The sequence below is a fragment of the Nocardia sp. GP40 genome, assembly GCF_050434125.1.
Taxonomy (GTDB): Bacteria; Actinomycetota; Actinomycetes; order Mycobacteriales; family Mycobacteriaceae; genus Nocardia; species Nocardia albiluteola.
Genome location: NZ_JBNPVW010000002.1, coordinates 98,385 through 115,261 on the forward strand (window position 1 = coordinate 98,385; position 16,877 = coordinate 115,261).

A 16,877-nucleotide genomic window follows, 5' to 3' on the forward strand; every position below is an offset into this window, starting at 1 on the left:
CGTATAACGCTGTACAAACGCCGGCGTGCATCGAGCCACCGGCGTTCCGGGCGCCCGTACTCTCGGGCCGACCGTAGAACCTGGTAGCAGCGATGCTGACGACCACCCGTTCATAGTACAGCGGGATGCGAACTCCGGTTAACTTAAGGCCGTAGGCCCGGCGGCTGTCAAGCCTCCAGACGGGTAGCGCCCAGTTGCGAGCTCAACAGCTCCAACGCCACCTCATCGGGGTCGCGCCGCTGCTCCTGCGGGACCGGGGTGGCCGACTCGGCGAGCATTTCCTGCTCCTCCTCCGGCGTCGACGCAGGTGGGACACCGTCATAACCTACCGGCGAGTAGTCGGCGGGCCCGGGATCGTCGGGCAGGTCGGGTCCGTCCGGGAGGGGAATATCGTCGTCGGGGGGTGTGGCACGAGTCACCGGCTCGCGGCCGGGGCTCCGGCCCGAATCCCCGCCCGCGGCGGGACGGCCGGAGGCGGCGCCGGAATCCGATCCGCCGCCGCGGGCTTGGCTGGGCCGGGTGAACCGGGGCGGCTCGGACTGCCGCGCGGGGGCCTCGCGCTTGGGTGTGCCCTGTGGTTTGGCGGCGGCTCCCGGATTGGCGGCGGGCGCGCCTGAGCCGACCTCCCAGCGCACCTCGTAGGTGCGTCCCAGCACCGCCTGTATCGCGGATTGGACCGCCTGCACATTGCTCGGCTGCGACAGCCGCTGGGCCAGCGGCTGGTGCGGATGCGCGCAGACCACCGTGTCGCCCTCGAGCCGCGCCACGGTCGCCCCGGACAGCAGCGCGGACACCGCGACACTGAATTCCCGCACCTTGGCACGGATATCGCCCCACGCGGTCTCGATCTCACCCAGCTCGCCGCGCACCGAGCTCGTGGACTCGGGGTGCGGCTGCTGCGCCGGTTCGGACTGGGCGGCAGGTTCGGGATGCGTCGCGGGCTCGAACCGCGCGACAGGCTGAAGCTGCGCCGCAGGCTCGGCCTCCCCGACGGGCTGAGGCCGTGCCGCAGGCTCGGATTGCGCGACAGGCCGAGGCTGTGTCGCAGGCTCGGATTGCGCGACAGGTTGAGGCCGTGTCGTCGACGCCACATCGACGTCACCGGCCGTGCCTCGCTCGACCGACTCGGTGTGCGCATCGACATCGCCCCCGGTCGCACGGGAGTCGCGTGGCGAGGCGACATCGGTCAGCGCCTTGGGAACACCATCAGCCGGGGCGCCGGGCGAGAATGCGAACTCGGCCGGATCCGGTCCGACGGGCGCTGTCGAATCCTGCTGCGGCACTCCGGACCCCGCGGCCGGGGCCGAGGGACGGGTCGACTCGAGGTCGACGGGCAAGGCGGACGCAGGAGGGGTTGCCGCGTGGGCGGCAGCCGCGGCGGACGTCGGGCGGATGGTCTCGGGGTCCGCGACCGGGGCGGACGCAGGAGGGGGCGACACAACGCCGGCGGGTGTACCCGAATGCGGTTGCGCCGACCGGTCCTGCTCCTGTCCGGTCTCCACAGAGACTGCGCGTTCGTCCGGAACCGATTGCGGCCCTGAGGATTCCGGCCCGGCAGCGGCACGTGCGGAATCCTGCTGCGGCCGAGACGATTCGGGGCCGTCGGGCGCCTGAGCCCGCTGGGCCGGATGTGGCCGCTGCTCGCTCACTCCGCCGACGGCCGGACGGGCGGGGTTCGCGGGCGAATCGCTCGGTGACGAGACGGATCTGCTGGAATCCGCTGGCGCCGTGGCCGTTTGCGCGGCCGAACCAACCGCTCCCCCGCCGTCTGCGGTACGTTCCTCCCGCATGGCGGCCAGCATTTCCGCGCCGCGGCGGCGGGGCGGGCCCGCCTGTTGCCCACCGGCCGGTGGGCGCGGCTGTTCGGGGGCCCCGTCGCCAGGGGCGGGCGGGCGCGCGCTCGCCGCCGCGCCGGGTGCGGGCGCCGGGACCGACCCGCCCGCCAGCTGTCGTTCGAGGCGCTCGAGGCGCTGCAGGGTGGCGGATTCGTCGTCCGAGGCCACGGGCAACAACATCCGCGCGCACACGACCTCGAGCAGCAGGCGGGGCGCGGTGGCGCCGCGCATCTCACCCAGGCCCGCGTGCAGCAGCTCGGCGTAGCGGGCCAGGGCGGCCGGGCCCAGGCGCTGCGCCTGGTCGCGCATGCGCTCGAGCACATCGCCGGGGCCGGTGACCAGATTGCGCTCGGCGGCATCGGGCACCGCGCGCAGCAGGATCAGATCGCGCACGCGCTCGAGCAGGTCTCCGGCGAAGCGGCGCGGATCGTGCCCGCCCTCCACCACGCGATCGACGGCGCCGAACAGGGCGGCGCCGTCCGAGGCCGCGAGAGCCTCCACCGCCTCGTCGATCAGCGCGATATCGGTGACCCCGAGCAGCGCCAGTGCCCGCGGGTAGGTGACGCCCTCCGGCCCCGCGCCGGCCAGCAGCTGATCGAGCACGCTGAGGCTGTCGCGCGGGGACCCGCCGCCGGCGCGGATCACCAGCGGGTACACCGCCTCCTCGACGGGCACGCCCTCCTGCTCACAGATCGTGCCGAGCAGCCCGCGCATGGTCGCGGGCGGGAGCAGGCGGAACGGATAGTGATGGGTGCGCGAGCGAATGGTCGGCAGCACCTTGTCGGGCTCGGTGGTGGCGAAGATGAAGATCAGGTGCGCGGGCGGCTCCTCGACGATCTTGAGCAGCGCGTTGAAGCCCGCGGTGGTGACCATGTGTGCCTCGTCGACGATGAACACGCGGTACCGCGATTCCGCCGGCGTATAGAAGGCGCGATCACGCAGCTCGCGGGTGTCGTCCACGCCGCCGTGACTGGCCGCGTCGAGCTCGATGACGTCGAGATTGCCCGGCCCGCCCGGCGCGAGCGCCACGCAGGACGCGCACACCCCGCACGGGCGCGAGGTCGGCCCCTGCTCGCAGTTCAGCGAGCGCGCGAGAATGCGCGCGGAGGAGGTCTTACCGCAGCCGCGCGGGCCGGAGAACAGGTAGGCATGACTGATCCGGCCGGTGTCCAATGCGGTACTGAGGGGCTCGGTGACGTGCTCCTGCCCAATTACCTCAGCGAATGTTGCCGGTCGGTACTTCCGGTACAGAGCCACGGCCCGAGGGTACCGGCGACCACTGACAGTGTTGAACCGGCGATGGTTCCGCGGGTCTGCGTGGCGACCGTCCGCTGCCACTACCGCCCACCGGCGCGCGTCGCCGGCCGCGCCGGCGATCCTTCCGAGGGCGCGCGGTGACGCTCCGCCGCCTGCCGATCACCGGTACGCATCGCGGGCTCCACCGCAATCATTCCTCGGTCCCGTTCGTGCGCCACGCAGCGAACCCCGGTAGCAGACGCTCGGGCAAACAAATTCGAAATACAACTAAATTCGCCCGTATACCGAGCTCGAACCGCATCGTACGCAAATTAACAAACCGCTGCCCCGTTTCGGAGTGACAACACGGACATAACGATCCTGTAAAGCGATTGGCTTCAAAGGCAATCCACTGGCTAACGTAGGTCTCGGCAACTTCGGTAGCCAAACCTTCATCAGGTTGGTGGCCCCGGCCGGTCCCTCATCCCGGCCGGGGCACAACCTGAAAATCCACAGCATGCATCGCGAGTTCTACCGATTCGCCGCCTCGCACTCCCGTCCACGTACCGGAGGAAATGTCGACCGTGCAGTCGTGTGACGACATCGCCACCGCCTGGCTCTCGCATACCGAATTCGCCGGCAACGCCGGCGCCACGAGCCTGCTGAGCAGGGCGATCAGCCCCGCGGACTTCGCACTCAATCGCGACTCGCTGCCGGTATCCGCGGCCGCCGACCCACGCACCGCCGCGGCCATCCTGGAACTGCTCGAACGCGGTCAGGTGCCGACGATGGCCGCCATTCGCACCCTCATCGTGCAGAACGAGATGCGCGCCGAGGCCGAGCGCATCGAGCGCCTGGGCAAACGCGCGCAGCGCGGTATCGATGAATTCGGCCGGGTGCTGGCGACCCTGACACACGAATACTGGGCAGAACACGGTATCGGTCCCACGCGCCGCGACATCCTGCACTCCGAACCGGTGTTGTCACTCATTCGGGAAGAAGTCGGCGAAATCGCCCCGGCCGCAGTCAAACACCTCTGGCTTATCGAACGAACCCAGCGCGCCGGATGGATCGCATTCAACCCCATTCCCCGATCCCTGTGCGCGGCACGGCGTTTCCACTCCGCGAAATTCGGAAATCGGGTTTCACTACGTCCGGTCACTATCATCGGCACGCTCGTCGCCGGTTACCTGCACGACTATCAGACCGAGCACTCCCGCCCGCCGCGCTGGTCCGTACTCGCCCACGAGCTGCGTGACGACCGCGGCCGCCGGGTGTTCAACGACACCGCGGACGCGCGGGCGCAGCAGCAGTGGCTGGTCACCGCGGAATGGCTGGAGCTGCACGACGACCTCCCGGCACCCGGACCGCGCGGCCGCCGCGCGCTGGCCCGCAAGGCCCGCCGCTCCTAGGCCGGTGCACCCCCATAGGCGAAGCCCGTCCGTCGATAGGTGTGGCCGATGGCGGATGAATCACACCTGCTTCTGGCACCCGGGGATGGCATGGCGGCGGAGCTTGCGGAGCCGACGGGGTGGGTAGGCGCTGTGCGTATTCGGTAACTTTCATGCAACGCCGTCGCGCGTGGAAGGAGTTACCCCATGCCCTCGACCATCGATCCCGCCGCCACCGCCTGGCTCCTGGCCAGCACCGCCCTGGTGCTGCTCATGACGCCCGGCCTGGCGATGTTCTACGGCGGGATGGTGCGCTCCACCGGCGTACTGAACATGCTGATGATGAGCTTCATCGCGATCCCGCTGGTGACGGTGACCTGGTTGCTGTTCGGCTACACCATGGCGTTCGGCCCGGATGCCGGCGGCGGAATCATCGGCACCCTGTCACATGTCGCGCTGTCCGGCATCAACCCCGGCACCGTGCGCGACGGAGTCCCGGAGCTGCTGTACGCGACTTTCCAGCTAACCTTTGCCATCCTCACCGCGGCACTGGTCAGCGGCGCGATCGCCGATCGCGCGAAATTCTCGGCGTGGATGGTGTTCGTGCCGCTGTGGACGCTGCTGGTGTACGCGCCGGTAGCGCACTGGGTGTGGGGCCCGCACGGTTGGTTGTCCTCGTTCGGCGCGCTCGATTTCGCGGGCGGCATGGTCGTCGAGATCGCCTCGGGCGCTTCGGCTCTGGCACTCGCGCTGGTACTCGGCCCGCGCATCGGCTTCAAGGTCGATGCGATGCGCCCGCACAATCTGCCGTTCGTGCTGCTGGGCGCCGGCATCCTGTGGTTCGGCTGGTTCGGATTCAATGCCGGATCGGCGTTGCAGGCCAACGGCATCGCGGCGGCGGTATTCCTCAACACGCTCGTCGCGGGCTGCCTGGGCATGCTGGGATGGCTTGCGGTCGAACGGATTCGCGACGGTCACCCGACGACGTTCGGTGCCGCCTCCGGCGCGGTGGCGGGCCTGGTCGCGATCACCCCGTCGTGCGGTTCGGTAAACACCCTGGGCGCGGTGATCGTGGGACTGGTTGCGGGCGTGGTCTGTTCGTTCGCGGTGGGCTGGAAGTTCAAGGCGGGCTACGACGATTCGCTGGACGTGGTGGGCGTGCACTTCATCGGCGGCATCGCGGGCACCCTGCTGATCGGCCTGCTGGCAACCAAGGTGATGACCGGCGGCGCGCGCGGGCTGTTCTACGGTGGCGGCCTGACCCAGCTGGGTAAGCAGGCGGTGGGCGTCCTCGTGGTCGCGCTGTGGGCCTTCGGGGTGTCGTTCGCGCTGGGCAAGATCATCGACCGCACGCTGGGCTTCCGGATCAGCAAGGAGGACGAGGTCACCGGCATCGACTTCGCGCTGCACGCCGAGACCGCCTACGCCGAGGGCGTGCACGGGCACGCTCCGCGCGGGCTGTTCGGGCCGCAGAGTGACCGGAGTCACTGAAAATCGGCTCTTGCGTCCAGGTAGGTTAACGGCGTTACTATAACGTCGTTAACCTATCCGTGGCATTTGGGGGCCGACCATGCTGACCCGTATCGCGCGATTCTCGACCCGGTTTCCCCGGGCGATTCTGCTGGCCGCACTGGCCGTGGCCGCGTTCTGCGGGCTGTTCGGGGCCTCGGTCGCCGCACACCTGCAGGCCGGCGGCTTCATCTCCACGGACGCGGAGTCCTCGCGGGCCGCCGCGCTCCTGGCGACCAACTTCCACGGCGCCCAGCCGAATTTCGTGCTGCTGGTCGAGTCCGGTCAGGGCGCCGACTCCGCCGCGGCCCAGCGGGTGGGCACCGAGATCGCCACGAAGCTCACCGCGCGATCGAACGTGGTCGGGGTGCGGTCGTACTGGACGAGCCCGCCGGCCGCCAAGTCCGCGCTGCGCAGCGCCGATGGGCACAGCGGCCTCGTGCTGGCCTATCTGACCGGCGGTGACGACACCGCGCAGAAGACCGCGGGCACCATTGCCGCCGAGTTCGACGGGACCACCTCGGGGGTCACCGTCCGGGCGGGCGGACTGGCCTCGATCTACCACGACGTGAACGGCCAGATCACCAAGGACCTCGCGCTGGCCGAGGGCGTGGCCGTGCCGCTGACCGCCATCGTGCTGACGATGGTGTTCGGCAGCGTGATCGCCGCGGCGCTGCCGCTGGCCGTCGGGCTGTTCGCGATCACCGCCACCCTGGCCATCCTGCGCGGATTCACGCTGTTCACCGACGTGTCGGTCTACGCGATGAACATGACCACCGCGCTCGGGCTCGCGCTGGCCATCGACTACAGCCTGTTCATTGTCAGCCGCTTCCGCGAGGAACTGCGAAACGGGCTGGGGCACAGGGACGCCGCGATCCGCGCGGTGCAAACCGCCGGGCGCACCGTACTTTTCTCGGCGCTGACCGTCGCTCTGGCCCTGGCCGTGCTGAGCGTTTTCAACCTGTACTTCCTGAAGTCCTTCGCCTACGCCGGTGTCGCGGTGGTGGTCGCGGCCGCGGCTGCCTCGATCGTGCTGCTGCCCGCGGCCCTGGTGCTGCTCGGCGACCGGGTCAACGCCCTGGACGTGCGGGCCGGGCTGCGCCGGGCACTCCGGCGGCCCGCGCCGGCTCCGGTCGCGCCCGAGCGGTCGCGGTGGTACCGGACGGTGAATTGGGTGATGCGGCATGCGATTCCGGTTGCCCTGGTGATCCTCGCGGCACTGCTGGCGGTCGGATCCCCGTTCCTGGGCGTGAAATTCGGCTTTCCGGACGATCGCGTGATGCCCGTGGGCTCGGACAGCCGTACGGTCGGCGACGAGTTGCGCAGCCAGTTCCCGGCGGTCGGCGCGGGCAACGGCGCCACGATCGTCCTGGATGGATACTCCGGGAATATCGCCCCGTACGCGACGGCGCTGTCCAGGATCGAGGGGGTCTCGGCGGTGCTGTCCGATGCGGGCGTCTACATCTCGGGCGGCCGGGCGGCGGCATCCCTGCCGGGCATGGCCAACGCGTCGGGCCAATACCTCACCGTCGCAACGTCGGTGAATCCCTACTCCCCGGCCGGACAGCGGCAGTTGCGGGAGCTGCACGCCACGCCCGCGCCCGCGCCGGCGCTGTTCGGCGGCAGCGCGGAAATGGACGCCGACGGCCTGCACTCGCTGAGCGCGCAGCTACCGCTGGCGGTGGCGCTGATCGCGCTGTCCACGTTCATCGTGCTGTTCCTGTTCACCGGCAGCGTGGTGCTGCCGCTGAAGGCGGTGCTGATCAATACGTTCTCGCTGACCGCGATGTTCGGCATGATGGTGTGGATCTTCCAGGACGGCCACCTGTCGAATCTGCTGGGCTTCACCGCGACCGGATATCTGGTGCCCACGATGCCGATCCTGATGTTCTGCCTGGCATTCGGCATGTCGATGGACTACGAGGTGTTCCTGCTGTCCCGGATCCGCGAGGCCTGGCTGGCCTCGAAGCGCACGGCCGCGGACAATACCCACTCGGTCGCGATCGGGGTGGCGCACACCGGGCGGATCGTTACGGCCGCGGCGCTGCTGATGGCTATCGTGCTGGGGGCCATGGTTTCCTCGAAGGTATCCTTCATGCAAATGTTCGGTCTGGGCCTGACCCTGACCGTGCTCGCCGATGCCACCGTCATCCGCGGCCTGCTCGTCCCGGCGCTGATGCGGCTGCTCGGCACGGCCAACTGGTGGGCGCCGCGCCCGCTGCGGCGGCTGCACGAAAGATTCGGATTTCACGAGGAATCCGCCTCAACGTCCCCCGAACCCGAACTGGTGAGCCAGCCGTGATGGCGCCCCGGCCACGCTCGGCCCGCGGCGCCGGCGCTCAGCTTCGTGACGAGATTCTCGACGCGACGCGGGAACTGTTGGCGCGCACCGGAAATGCGGACGCGGTGTCCATCCGGGAGGTGAGCAAGCTGGTCGGGGTGAGCGCGCCGTCGATCTATCGGCACTTCGCCGACAAGGACGAGCTCATCGATGCCGCGGTCGCGCAGGTCTTCGAACACGTCGACGCCGCGATGGCCGCGGTGGACGATCCGGAGCAGTCACCGATCACCCGGCTGCGCGCTCAGGGCCTGGCGTATGTGCGGTTCGCGCTGGACAATCCGGAGCAGTACCGGCTGGCATTCCTGGGGTCCAGCGAGCCGGGCGCGGTGGATTACGTGCTGACCAGCGGCGCGGTCGTGCGGTTCACCCAGACCGTCAAGGAGGCAATGGAATCCGGCGTCATCACCCCCGGAGACCCGCTGCCGATCGTCCTCGAACTCTGGGCGGCCGCGCACGGCATCGCCTCGCTGATCATTGCCAAACCCTATCTGCCGTGGGGCGATACCGATCTCATCGTCGATCGGGTGCTGGGCGCGGCCTGCGTCGGGCACGTGGTGATCGACATCATGGGCGGTGGGCCGGTACCCGACCCGGATCAGGGCGCGTTGTGGCTGGCGGCGCTCCGGAAGCGCGAAAACCCGGATTAGGAGACGTCGCCGGAAGGCGCCGACCAGGTGTTGCACTTCCAGGTGCGATCGCTGGGCATGCCGATCTTGGCGAACCAGTCACCGTAGTGCTGGCTCAGGCCGTGGTTGTGCATGTCCACCCGCTGACTGTCATCCCCGCGTGTGTACTGGTCCTTGGCCAGGAAGTCGGCCTGGGCGTGGGTGAGATCGCCCGCGTAGGTGGCGGCGCCGATGAACATGCCGCTGAAGCACTGCGCCTCCAGCTCGAAGCGGCGGGACGGCTCCAGCCCCTGGTCCGAATCGGTTCCGGCAGCGTTCATCTCGCTGCTTTCCTTCCGGGTGATACCGCTGAGGGCCTGCACGTGATGCCCGTACTCGTGCGCGAAAACCTGGAGATAGACATACCACTTGTCGCCGTAGAGGTTGGTCTGGATCTTGTCCAGCGGCATGTAGATGGTGTGGTTCGCCGGGCAGTAGAACGCGGCGTAGTTGGACATGTCGCCGGAGCAGGGCGAGGTCGCGTCCGCGCCGCGGGCCGGGACGCTGATGTCCGGGCTGGAGAAGGGGAGATTCGCCGCCGCGAGCGTCGGCTGCCATTCCCGGTCCAGGCACGTCCGGGCTCCCCGGAAGAAGGACGTCGCCGCATCCACGGTCGCGGTCCACTGCGGGAAGCTGCAGGTGATGTTCGGCAGGCTGGCGTTGTGATCGGCGAAAATCGGGTTGTCGGACGTCGCCGCAACGGCCCGCGGCCCGGCGGATCCCGTCGTCGTGGGCGGTGCGGTGCTCGGCTCGGTGTCCCTGGTTACCGGACTCCTGGATGTTGTTGTGGGAACGAGCGATTCCGAGCTCGGCGTCGGCGAATAGGTGAAGCTGGGCGTGGTGCCCTCGGAGGTCGACGCGTCGTTGCGACTGCCGCCTATGGTGGCGAATGCCACGAGCGCACCCACCACACCGAGCACCAGGACCACCGCCAGCACCGCGCCGATCACGCCGCCGCCTCCGCCGCGGGAGGGCGGCGGTCCGTAGTACCCGGGCGGGGGTAGCGGCGGAAGTTGGTTCGGCCCAGCGGAATACCCGGTGGGCGGTAGTGGCGCGCCGTACGGCGGCCGCGGGCCGGGCTGACCGCCGTACCCGGGCTGACTACCGTAAACCGGCTGGCCGCCATAACCTGGCTGGCCGCCATATCCCGGCGGCGACCCATATCCCGGCCGGCCTCCATACCCGGGGGGCTGTCCACCCTGACCCGGCCCCGCGGACGGGCGGCCCCGGGACGGGTAGCCGGGACCGGGCGGATACGGAGGCTGGGTCACCGTGCAGTCATTTCACTTCGGTCAGGCCCGGGAATCCGCTGGGACGCCGGCCATCACACAGTCCCGCGGCCGGAGTACTAGCTGACATCGCTCGACGCGGCGGTCCACGTGTTGCACCGCTGGGTCTTGTTGTTCTTGTATCCGGTGTTCCACCAGGCCCCGTAGTGGTTGGCGGTGCCGTGCGTGCGCATATCGCCGGGCGCATCGCCGCGTTCGCCGTTGTCCTTGCTCGCCCCGGATCCCTGGGCGGTGGTCACGGCACCCGCGGCCTGCTCCGCGCCGATGAACATGCCGCTGAAGCACTGTGCCTCCAACTCGAGGCGGCGGCTGTACTCCAGGCCCTCATCGGAATCCAGGCCGAGGTCATTCAGCTTCTCGTTCTCCGCATCCATGACGCCGCTGAGAGCCTGGACGTGGTGGCCGTATTCGTGGGCGAAGACGGCGAGGTAGATCGCCGGATCACCGTTGGGATCCTCGTTGATGAACAGCTGCTTCAACGGCATGTACATGGTGTTGTCCGCCGAGCAGTAGAACGCCGCGAAATTGCCGGAGGATGTACCGCAGGCCGAGGAGGTGCCGGCCTCGGTCACGCTGAGTTTCGGGCTGTCGAATGGCAGATTCGCGGCCTGCAGCAACGGCTTCCACATGTTGTCCAGGCAGGTCTGCGCCGTCTGGAAGTACTTGCGGACCGAGCTGACATCCGAGGCCCAGTGCGGCAGCGGGCATCTGAAGTTCTGCAGTCCGGCGTCGGTGAACAGCGGGTTGTCCCCGAGCTTGTCCACCGCCTGCGGTCCCGAGGCGCTCGTGGACTGCGTGCTGCCGGATGTGGTGGTGGCAGCGGCGGATTCGGTGCTGGGAGTCGAGGGATACGTGAAGCTCGGGGTCGAGGTCTCCGCGGACGAGGACGCGTCGTTACTACTGCCGGCCGCCGCGAACACCACCAGGCCGCCGACCATAGTCAATACGACGAGCACCGCGAGAATCGCGACGATCGCGCCCGCACCACCGCCCCCACCCGACGGCGGGGGGCTGTAGTAGCCGGTCGGTGGCAAGGGCGGAAGTTGCTGCGGCCCACCGCGATACCCGGCCGGAGGCAACGGCGCACCGTACGGCGGCCGCGGGCCCGGCTGCCCGCCGTAACCCGGCTGCCCACCGTAACCCTGCTGCGGGGCGTATCCCGGCTGGCCTCCGTACCCCGGCCGGCCATAACCGGGCCCGCCGCCGGCCGGCGGTCCCCCGTAACCGGGCGGCATTCCACCGGACGGCGGGCGTCCGGGAGGTGGGTAGCCGGGTCCCGGCGGATACGGGGGCTGGGTCATGACTCGATCAACTCACTCGTGCGAAGGGGCGTGGGAGCGAAGACAACTCCTGTGGATAACCCTGGCTGCGGACTGTGGAGACCGGTCGCGCACGGGACGGCTGCGGTCAACGCCGGCACGGTTGTTGACCACTCCCCCACTCCCCCCGTTGTACCCACGTACTCGACAGCCGATGCCGAACAATACCAAGCTGTCTATGCTGTTGCGTCATGCTCACGTTTCGGGGGGGCGCGGCCGGCGCCTTGTTGGTGGTTCTGGCCGGACTGCTCGCGATGGCACCGGCCGCGCAGGCCCAGCCACCCGCTGACGGCGTAGCGATCAAGGCCACCGTCAAACTCACCAAGCAGGGGGATCTGCAGGTTGCCGAGACCGTGACCGTGCCGCAGGGCGGGTCCTTCGACATGGAGCTGCCGCTGCGGCTCGCGCTCGGCGACAAGGGGGGCGAGCGTCGCTTCAAGGTCTCGGACATCTCCAGCACCGGCCCCGGCTCGGCGAAGGTGAACGGCGACCTGTTCAGTGTGAACGCACCGCCGGGGAAGTCCTCGTTCAAGTACACGGTGCACAACACTGTCAGCGACGCGCCCGGCACTCAGCTGTTCCGCTATACCGGCGTCCTGAACGCCGACGTCGCCTCGTTCGATGCGACGCTGATCAGCCCCAGCTACAAGATGGGCATCGCCGACTGCTCGGTCGGGCCGCAGAACGCACCGCGGAAGTGCCACGCGCAGATCGAGGCCGACGGCGTGCTCACGATGTACGAGGAGGGCCTGAAGAAGGGCGATGTCATCGCCCTCACCCTGCAGCTGCCGCCGGGCACTGTGCCCGCCAATGCCGATATCAGCGACGGCACATCGAGCGGGCCCTTCGCCGTGAGCGCACCGGCGGTGGCCGCCTTCGGCGTACTCCTCGCGGCGCTCATCGCCTTCGGGGGATATGTGGCGTGGGTACGTCGTCAGGACGCTACCGCCCTGGTGGGCGCCGAGGCGGTGGATCCTGTGCAGCGCAAGGGAAGTCAGGCGCAGTTCGTCTCACCGGACGGCGTGCTGCCGGGCGCGGCCGGGCTGCTGCTCGAAGGTGTGGCCGGCGCAGGAGAACTCGCGGCGACCGTGGTGGATCTGGCTGCGCGCCGGTACCTCTGGATCGCGCCGGTGAGCGATTCGGACTGGCGTATCACCAGGGTGAACCCGGCCGACGAGCAGCTGCGCGACTACGAACGGCAGGTTTACCGGGCGGTGCTGCCCGAGGGCGTCGATTCGGTGCTGGTCTCCGAGCTGCGCGTGCCGGGCCGGATGCAGGCCGAACCCGCACGCGCGGCGCTGCGCGAGGATGGGCGCGCGAACGGACTGGTCGCCGACCGCAAGCGGCGCGGCCCGGTGTTCTGGCTGGGCGCGGTGCTCGTGGTCGCGGGCCTCGGCGCGACCATCGGGCTGGCGCTCTCGGGCGGATTCGCGCTGGTGGGCGTGGCCGTCGGGATCGGCGGGCTGGCCCTGCTTCTGCTGCCGGCTTACCTCCCGGCCCGCACCGCGGCGGGCCGCGCCCTGGCCGTGCGGGTGCGCGGCATGCAACGCGGCCTGGAGACCCTTCGGGTCGATCAGATACCGCCGGCCGAGCGCGGGCCGGTGTTCTCCCGGGCACTGCCGTTCACCGTGGTCGACGGCCGCGCCGACAATTGGATTCGCCAGTTCCGCGAATTGAATCCCGGCGCGGGAGGCGAACCGGCGCTGTATTGGTTCGGCGGCTTCGAACAGGACCCGGACCTGACCCGATTCGCCGGGCATTTCCCGTATTTCATCACCGCACTGCAGGGGCTGTTCGCCGCGAAATGACGCGCGCGGCCGGTATTACCTCCCGGAGGTCGTACCGGCCGCGAACGCCGGGACCGCCGCGCCGCGGTACAAATCGGGGACGGCGAATCGGCGCGGATTGATTCGATCGAATGTCGGATCAGCGGGCGCGCAATCCGTCGAGAACGATATCCACGGTGCGCGCGACCGTCGCCGGATACGACTCGTCCGGGAATGCATAGATCTGCAGCGTCGCCAGCTTCGCGATCTCCCGGGCATCGATGTCCCGGCGCAGATCCCCTTCGGCCTGCGCCTGGGTGGTCATGGCCACGACGTGTTCGGCCACCCGCGCGCGGACGTCGACCAGACCTGGATGACTCCGGATATCCGCATGTAACGCCGGCTCCAGCGCGGCCGCCATTGCGCCCAAACGCAATTCGGCACACTCCCGCAGGAACCGGCACAGCGCGGGCCAGGCGCGGGCCTCGTCCCGGCGGGCGGTGGCGGCCAGTTCCGCCAGACCGGAGAGGTAGCCGTGCGCCGCCGCGGTGATCAACGCGGCGCGGTCCGGGAACCGCCGATACAGCGTGCCGACGCCGACGCCCGCCCGATCGGCGATCTGTTTCATCGAGACCTCGACGCCCCGATCGCGGAACTCGATCTGCGCCGCGGCCACGATCTGGTCGCGATTGCTGCGCGCATCGGCCCGCAACTCGTCGGACACCCCGCACCTCCGAAACAAGTGGACGAAATTCTTCCGGTTAGCGTACCGTAGACGGAAGTGGACGAAATTCGTCCACTTGACTGGAGGGATGAACCATGGGCGGCAGCGTGCTCATTTCCGGCGCCGGGGTCGCGGGCTCGACGCTTGCGTATTGGCTTGCGCGACATGGATTCACGGTGACCGTGGTGGAGCGCGCCGCCGGGCAGCGGTCGAGCGGAAACCCGGTCGACATCAAGGGGCACGCGGTCGCGGTGGCCGAGGAGATGGGGGTGATGCCGCAGCTGAGGGCCGCGGCAACGGCCGTGCGGCGCCTGGTCTTCCTCGATACCGCTGGCCGGGAGCGGGCGGGTGTGAGCCTGTCGGCATTCCAGGGCTCCGCCGGCGACCGCGAGGTGGAGATATCGCGCGCCGACCTGGCCGCGATACTGCTGGCGGCCGCGCGCGACAATGCCGAAATCCGCTGGGGCGACGCGATAACCGGCCTGGAGCAGGCGGGCGATGCGGTCGAGGTCACCTTCGAGCGGGGCACACCGGCGCATTTCGACCTGGTCATCGGGGCCGACGGGTCCCATTCGGCCGTGCGGCGGCTGGCCTTCGGCCCCGACTCCGCCTTCGTCCGGCACATGGGCATGTACGTGGCGACGCTGCCGGTCGACCACACCATTGCGGGCGAGGATGCCGTGGCCATGGTCAACAGTCCCGGGCGCGCCTTCTCGGTACACCCCGCACACGGAATTCCCCTGGCAGCCTTCTTTTTCCAGCAGCGGGCGGTACCCGATTTCGACTACCGCGACCTCGAGCAGCACAAGCGCCTGATCGCCGCGGCATACGCCGGAAAGCTCGGTGTCTACGAGGAATTCCTCGACCGCGCGGCCGCGGCCGAGGACCTGTACTTCGACTCGGTGAGCCGAGTCAGCCTGCCGCACTGGTCGATCGGCCGCATCGGCGTGGTCGGCGACGCGGCGTCGAGCCTGTCGGTCTTCGGCAACGGTTCCACCCTCGCCATCATCGGCGCCCATACCCTGGCGGTTGAGCTCGCGAGCACGCCCGGCGATATCTCCGGCGCCCTGGCCCGCTACGAACGCCGCCATCGCGCCGTGGTGCGCCCGAAGCTGCGCGGCTTCGCGCTGGCGCGAATGCTGCTGGTACCGAATAACCGCGCGAACATCACTGCGCGCAATCTCGCTGTCCGCGCGATGGACACCGTGCTCTAGCACCTGGGGTGTCCATCGCGGGACCTCGCAGAATATGCCCTGCGTCAGGCACTCTCAGCGCGTGGCGCGTCGCATGGCCGAGAGCGGGTCGGCGTAGAAGACGCTCAGCGAGGTGACCGCCGCGGCATGCTCCTGGACGCGACCGCCGAAGCGGCTGATGCGCAGATCGGCGGAGGGCAGTGCGGTGTTCTTTGCGAACGCCTGTGCCACCCGGTCGATTCCGGGCCGGTAGCCGGTGAATGCCTGCCCGCCCAGCACGACTCGATCCGGGTTGAACATGTCCCGGACCAATGCCGCAGTGCGGCCGAGGATTTCCGCGCGCTCGTCGAGCAACTCGCGCGCGGGCCCGGATCCACCCGCCGCGGCCCGGTAGAGGTCCGCGATCGCGGGCCGGCGCGGAGCTTCCCGCTTGGGCACGATCCCGGCCGCCACGGCCCGGGCGAGCAGCGCCGCCTCCCCTACGGTCGCCTCGAGGCAACCGCGCCGGCCGCAGGCGCAGTTCACCTCGGAACCGGTGGGCAGATGGGCGATCGACCCCGGGCCGCTGGCCGGGGTGTGCACGCGATCGTGCATGGTGACCGCGATGCCCGCGGTCTCCCGCACGTAGACGTACAGGCTGCTGCCGGGCCGCTGCTCGTCGGCCGACCCGAGCAGCAATTCCGCGGCGGCCATCGCTTCCACGTGCGCCGATACCGAGACCGGCAGATCTAGCACCGCGCCGAAGATCGCGGCGACAGGCGCGGCCCGCCAGCCCAGGCGGGGATGATCGACCACGCCGGCGGCGGCATCGACCCGCCCCGCCAGCGCGACCCCCGTCCATAGCGGACGCCGGCGCGGCAGCCGGTCCAGGAACGCCTTGGCGCTGCGGGCGATGATGGTCAGCGCGGCGTCCTGGCCGGCCTGCGGCGTGGCGATCTCCAGGCCGCCGAGGATGCGCCCGGACAGGTCGGCGGCGATGATCCGGGTCACCGTCGCACCGATGTGCACGCCGACCGTGGCGAAGGTGTCGGTATCGACCTCGAACGGTATGCGCGGGCGGCCCACGGCGCCGGATGCGGTGCGGTCAGCCCGTTCTCGCAGGAGTCCGGCCGAAAGTAGCGCGGACACTTGACGATTGACGGTGGCGATGCTCAAACCCGTTGTCTGCGCGGCAGAGTCGCGGAAGATCGGGCCGCGGGTCGCGGAACGCAGCACGGCGGCGGCCGGGTTGTCCGCGATGCGGAGCTCCGGCGGCACCGCGGGCCGCGCGGCAATTCGGGTGTTCGGTGTGGAGGTGGAGGACGGACGCTCGAGGGTGGGGCTCGTCATGGTGCGGAATCCTTGTTGCGGTCCCGGATCGCGGGAGAACTCTTATCGAGGATCAACAAGGCAGCCGGAAGGGCCCGAACGGTCGGCCAGCGCGACGTGGAGCGGTTCTCAGCTGCGCGAACGGGAGCAACACAGCTCCCGCTGCCGCGGCAGCCGGACGCCGAGCGCGACGGTCATGTACGTGACCTGTGCGGCGTTCGGTCGGCTGGAGGACATGTTGCCCACGGTAACATCCCATGTCTCGCGGACGCCAGACCAGTCGGTCTGCATGCATTCCGCT

11 protein-coding genes are annotated in these 16,877 nt (G+C 69.5%); 6 read left to right on the forward strand and 5 right to left on the reverse strand.

The window, feature by feature from the left end:
- Positions 1 to 167: 167 nt before the first annotated feature.
- Positions 168 to 3,092: a DNA polymerase III subunit gamma and tau gene (locus ABH933_RS04960; protein ID WP_429417990.1), complete on the reverse strand. Its 2,925-nt coding sequence runs from the start codon at positions 3,090 to 3,092 to the stop codon at positions 168 to 170.
- Between the two features lie 554 nt (positions 3,093 to 3,646).
- On the opposite strand from ABH933_RS04960, the gene ABH933_RS04965 reads away from it, so the two are divergent.
- The 4 genes from ABH933_RS04965 to ABH933_RS04980 all read left to right on the forward strand — a co-directional run bounded on the left by ABH933_RS04965 (position 3,647) and on the right by ABH933_RS04980 (position 8,959).
- Positions 3,647 to 4,483, forward strand: a complete 837-nt coding sequence (locus tag ABH933_RS04965) for a hypothetical protein (protein WP_429417992.1) — start codon at positions 3,647 to 3,649, stop codon at positions 4,481 to 4,483.
- Between the two features lie 186 nt (positions 4,484 to 4,669).
- The gene (locus ABH933_RS04970) at positions 4,670 to 5,953 is read left to right on the forward strand and encodes an ammonium transporter (protein ID WP_429417994.1); all 1,284 of its coding nucleotides are present in this window, start codon (positions 4,670 to 4,672) and stop codon (positions 5,951 to 5,953) included.
- Between the two features lie 79 nt (positions 5,954 to 6,032).
- Positions 6,033 to 8,273: an MMPL family transporter gene (locus tag ABH933_RS04975; RefSeq protein WP_429417996.1), complete on the forward strand. Its 2,241-nt coding sequence runs from the start codon at positions 6,033 to 6,035 to the stop codon at positions 8,271 to 8,273.
- Complete coding sequence (locus ABH933_RS04980) at positions 8,273 to 8,959, forward strand: TetR/AcrR family transcriptional regulator (RefSeq protein ID WP_429419169.1); 687 nt, start codon at positions 8,273 to 8,275, stop codon at positions 8,957 to 8,959. The genes ABH933_RS04975 and ABH933_RS04980 overlap by 1 nt, the downstream gene beginning before the upstream one ends.
- Here ABH933_RS04980 and ABH933_RS04985 read toward each other — a convergent pair.
- Together ABH933_RS04985 and ABH933_RS04990 are read right to left on the reverse strand one after the other, a co-directional pair.
- Positions 8,956 to 9,927 carry a neutral zinc metallopeptidase gene (locus tag ABH933_RS04985; protein WP_429417997.1) on the reverse strand — a complete coding sequence of 324 codons (972 nt, stop codon included), beginning with the start codon at positions 9,925 to 9,927 and terminating at the stop codon, positions 8,956 to 8,958. The genes ABH933_RS04980 and ABH933_RS04985 overlap by 4 nt on opposite strands.
- 398 nt (positions 9,928 to 10,325) lie before the next feature.
- On the reverse strand, positions 10,326 to 11,567 hold the full coding sequence (locus ABH933_RS04990; protein WP_429417999.1) for a neutral zinc metallopeptidase: 1,242 nt from the start codon (positions 11,565 to 11,567) through the stop codon (positions 10,326 to 10,328).
- Positions 11,568 to 11,776: 209 nt separating this feature from the next.
- On the opposite strand from ABH933_RS04990, the gene ABH933_RS04995 reads away from it, so the two are divergent.
- Positions 11,777 to 13,393, forward strand: coding sequence for a DUF2207 family protein (locus ABH933_RS04995; protein WP_429418001.1), 1,617 nt, complete (start codon positions 11,777 to 11,779; stop codon positions 13,391 to 13,393).
- Between the two features lie 118 nt (positions 13,394 to 13,511).
- Here the strand turns inward: ABH933_RS04995 and ABH933_RS05000 are convergent, their stop codons facing one another.
- Positions 13,512 to 14,075 carry a TetR/AcrR family transcriptional regulator gene (locus tag ABH933_RS05000; protein ID WP_429418003.1) on the reverse strand — a complete coding sequence of 188 codons (564 nt, stop codon included), beginning with the start codon at positions 14,073 to 14,075 and terminating at the stop codon, positions 13,512 to 13,514.
- A gap of 95 nt (positions 14,076 to 14,170) precedes the next feature.
- On the opposite strand from ABH933_RS05000, the gene ABH933_RS05005 reads away from it, so the two are divergent.
- Positions 14,171 to 15,289, forward strand: coding sequence for an FAD-dependent monooxygenase (locus ABH933_RS05005; RefSeq protein ID WP_429418005.1), 1,119 nt, complete (start codon positions 14,171 to 14,173; stop codon positions 15,287 to 15,289).
- Positions 15,290 to 15,343: 54 nt separating this feature from the next.
- Here ABH933_RS05005 and ABH933_RS05010 read toward each other — a convergent pair whose 3' ends face one another.
- Entirely contained in the window at positions 15,344 to 16,597 is a 1,254-nt protein-coding gene (locus ABH933_RS05010; RefSeq protein ID WP_429418006.1) for an ROK family protein, read from the reverse strand.
- Positions 16,598 to 16,877: the final 280 nt, after the last annotated feature.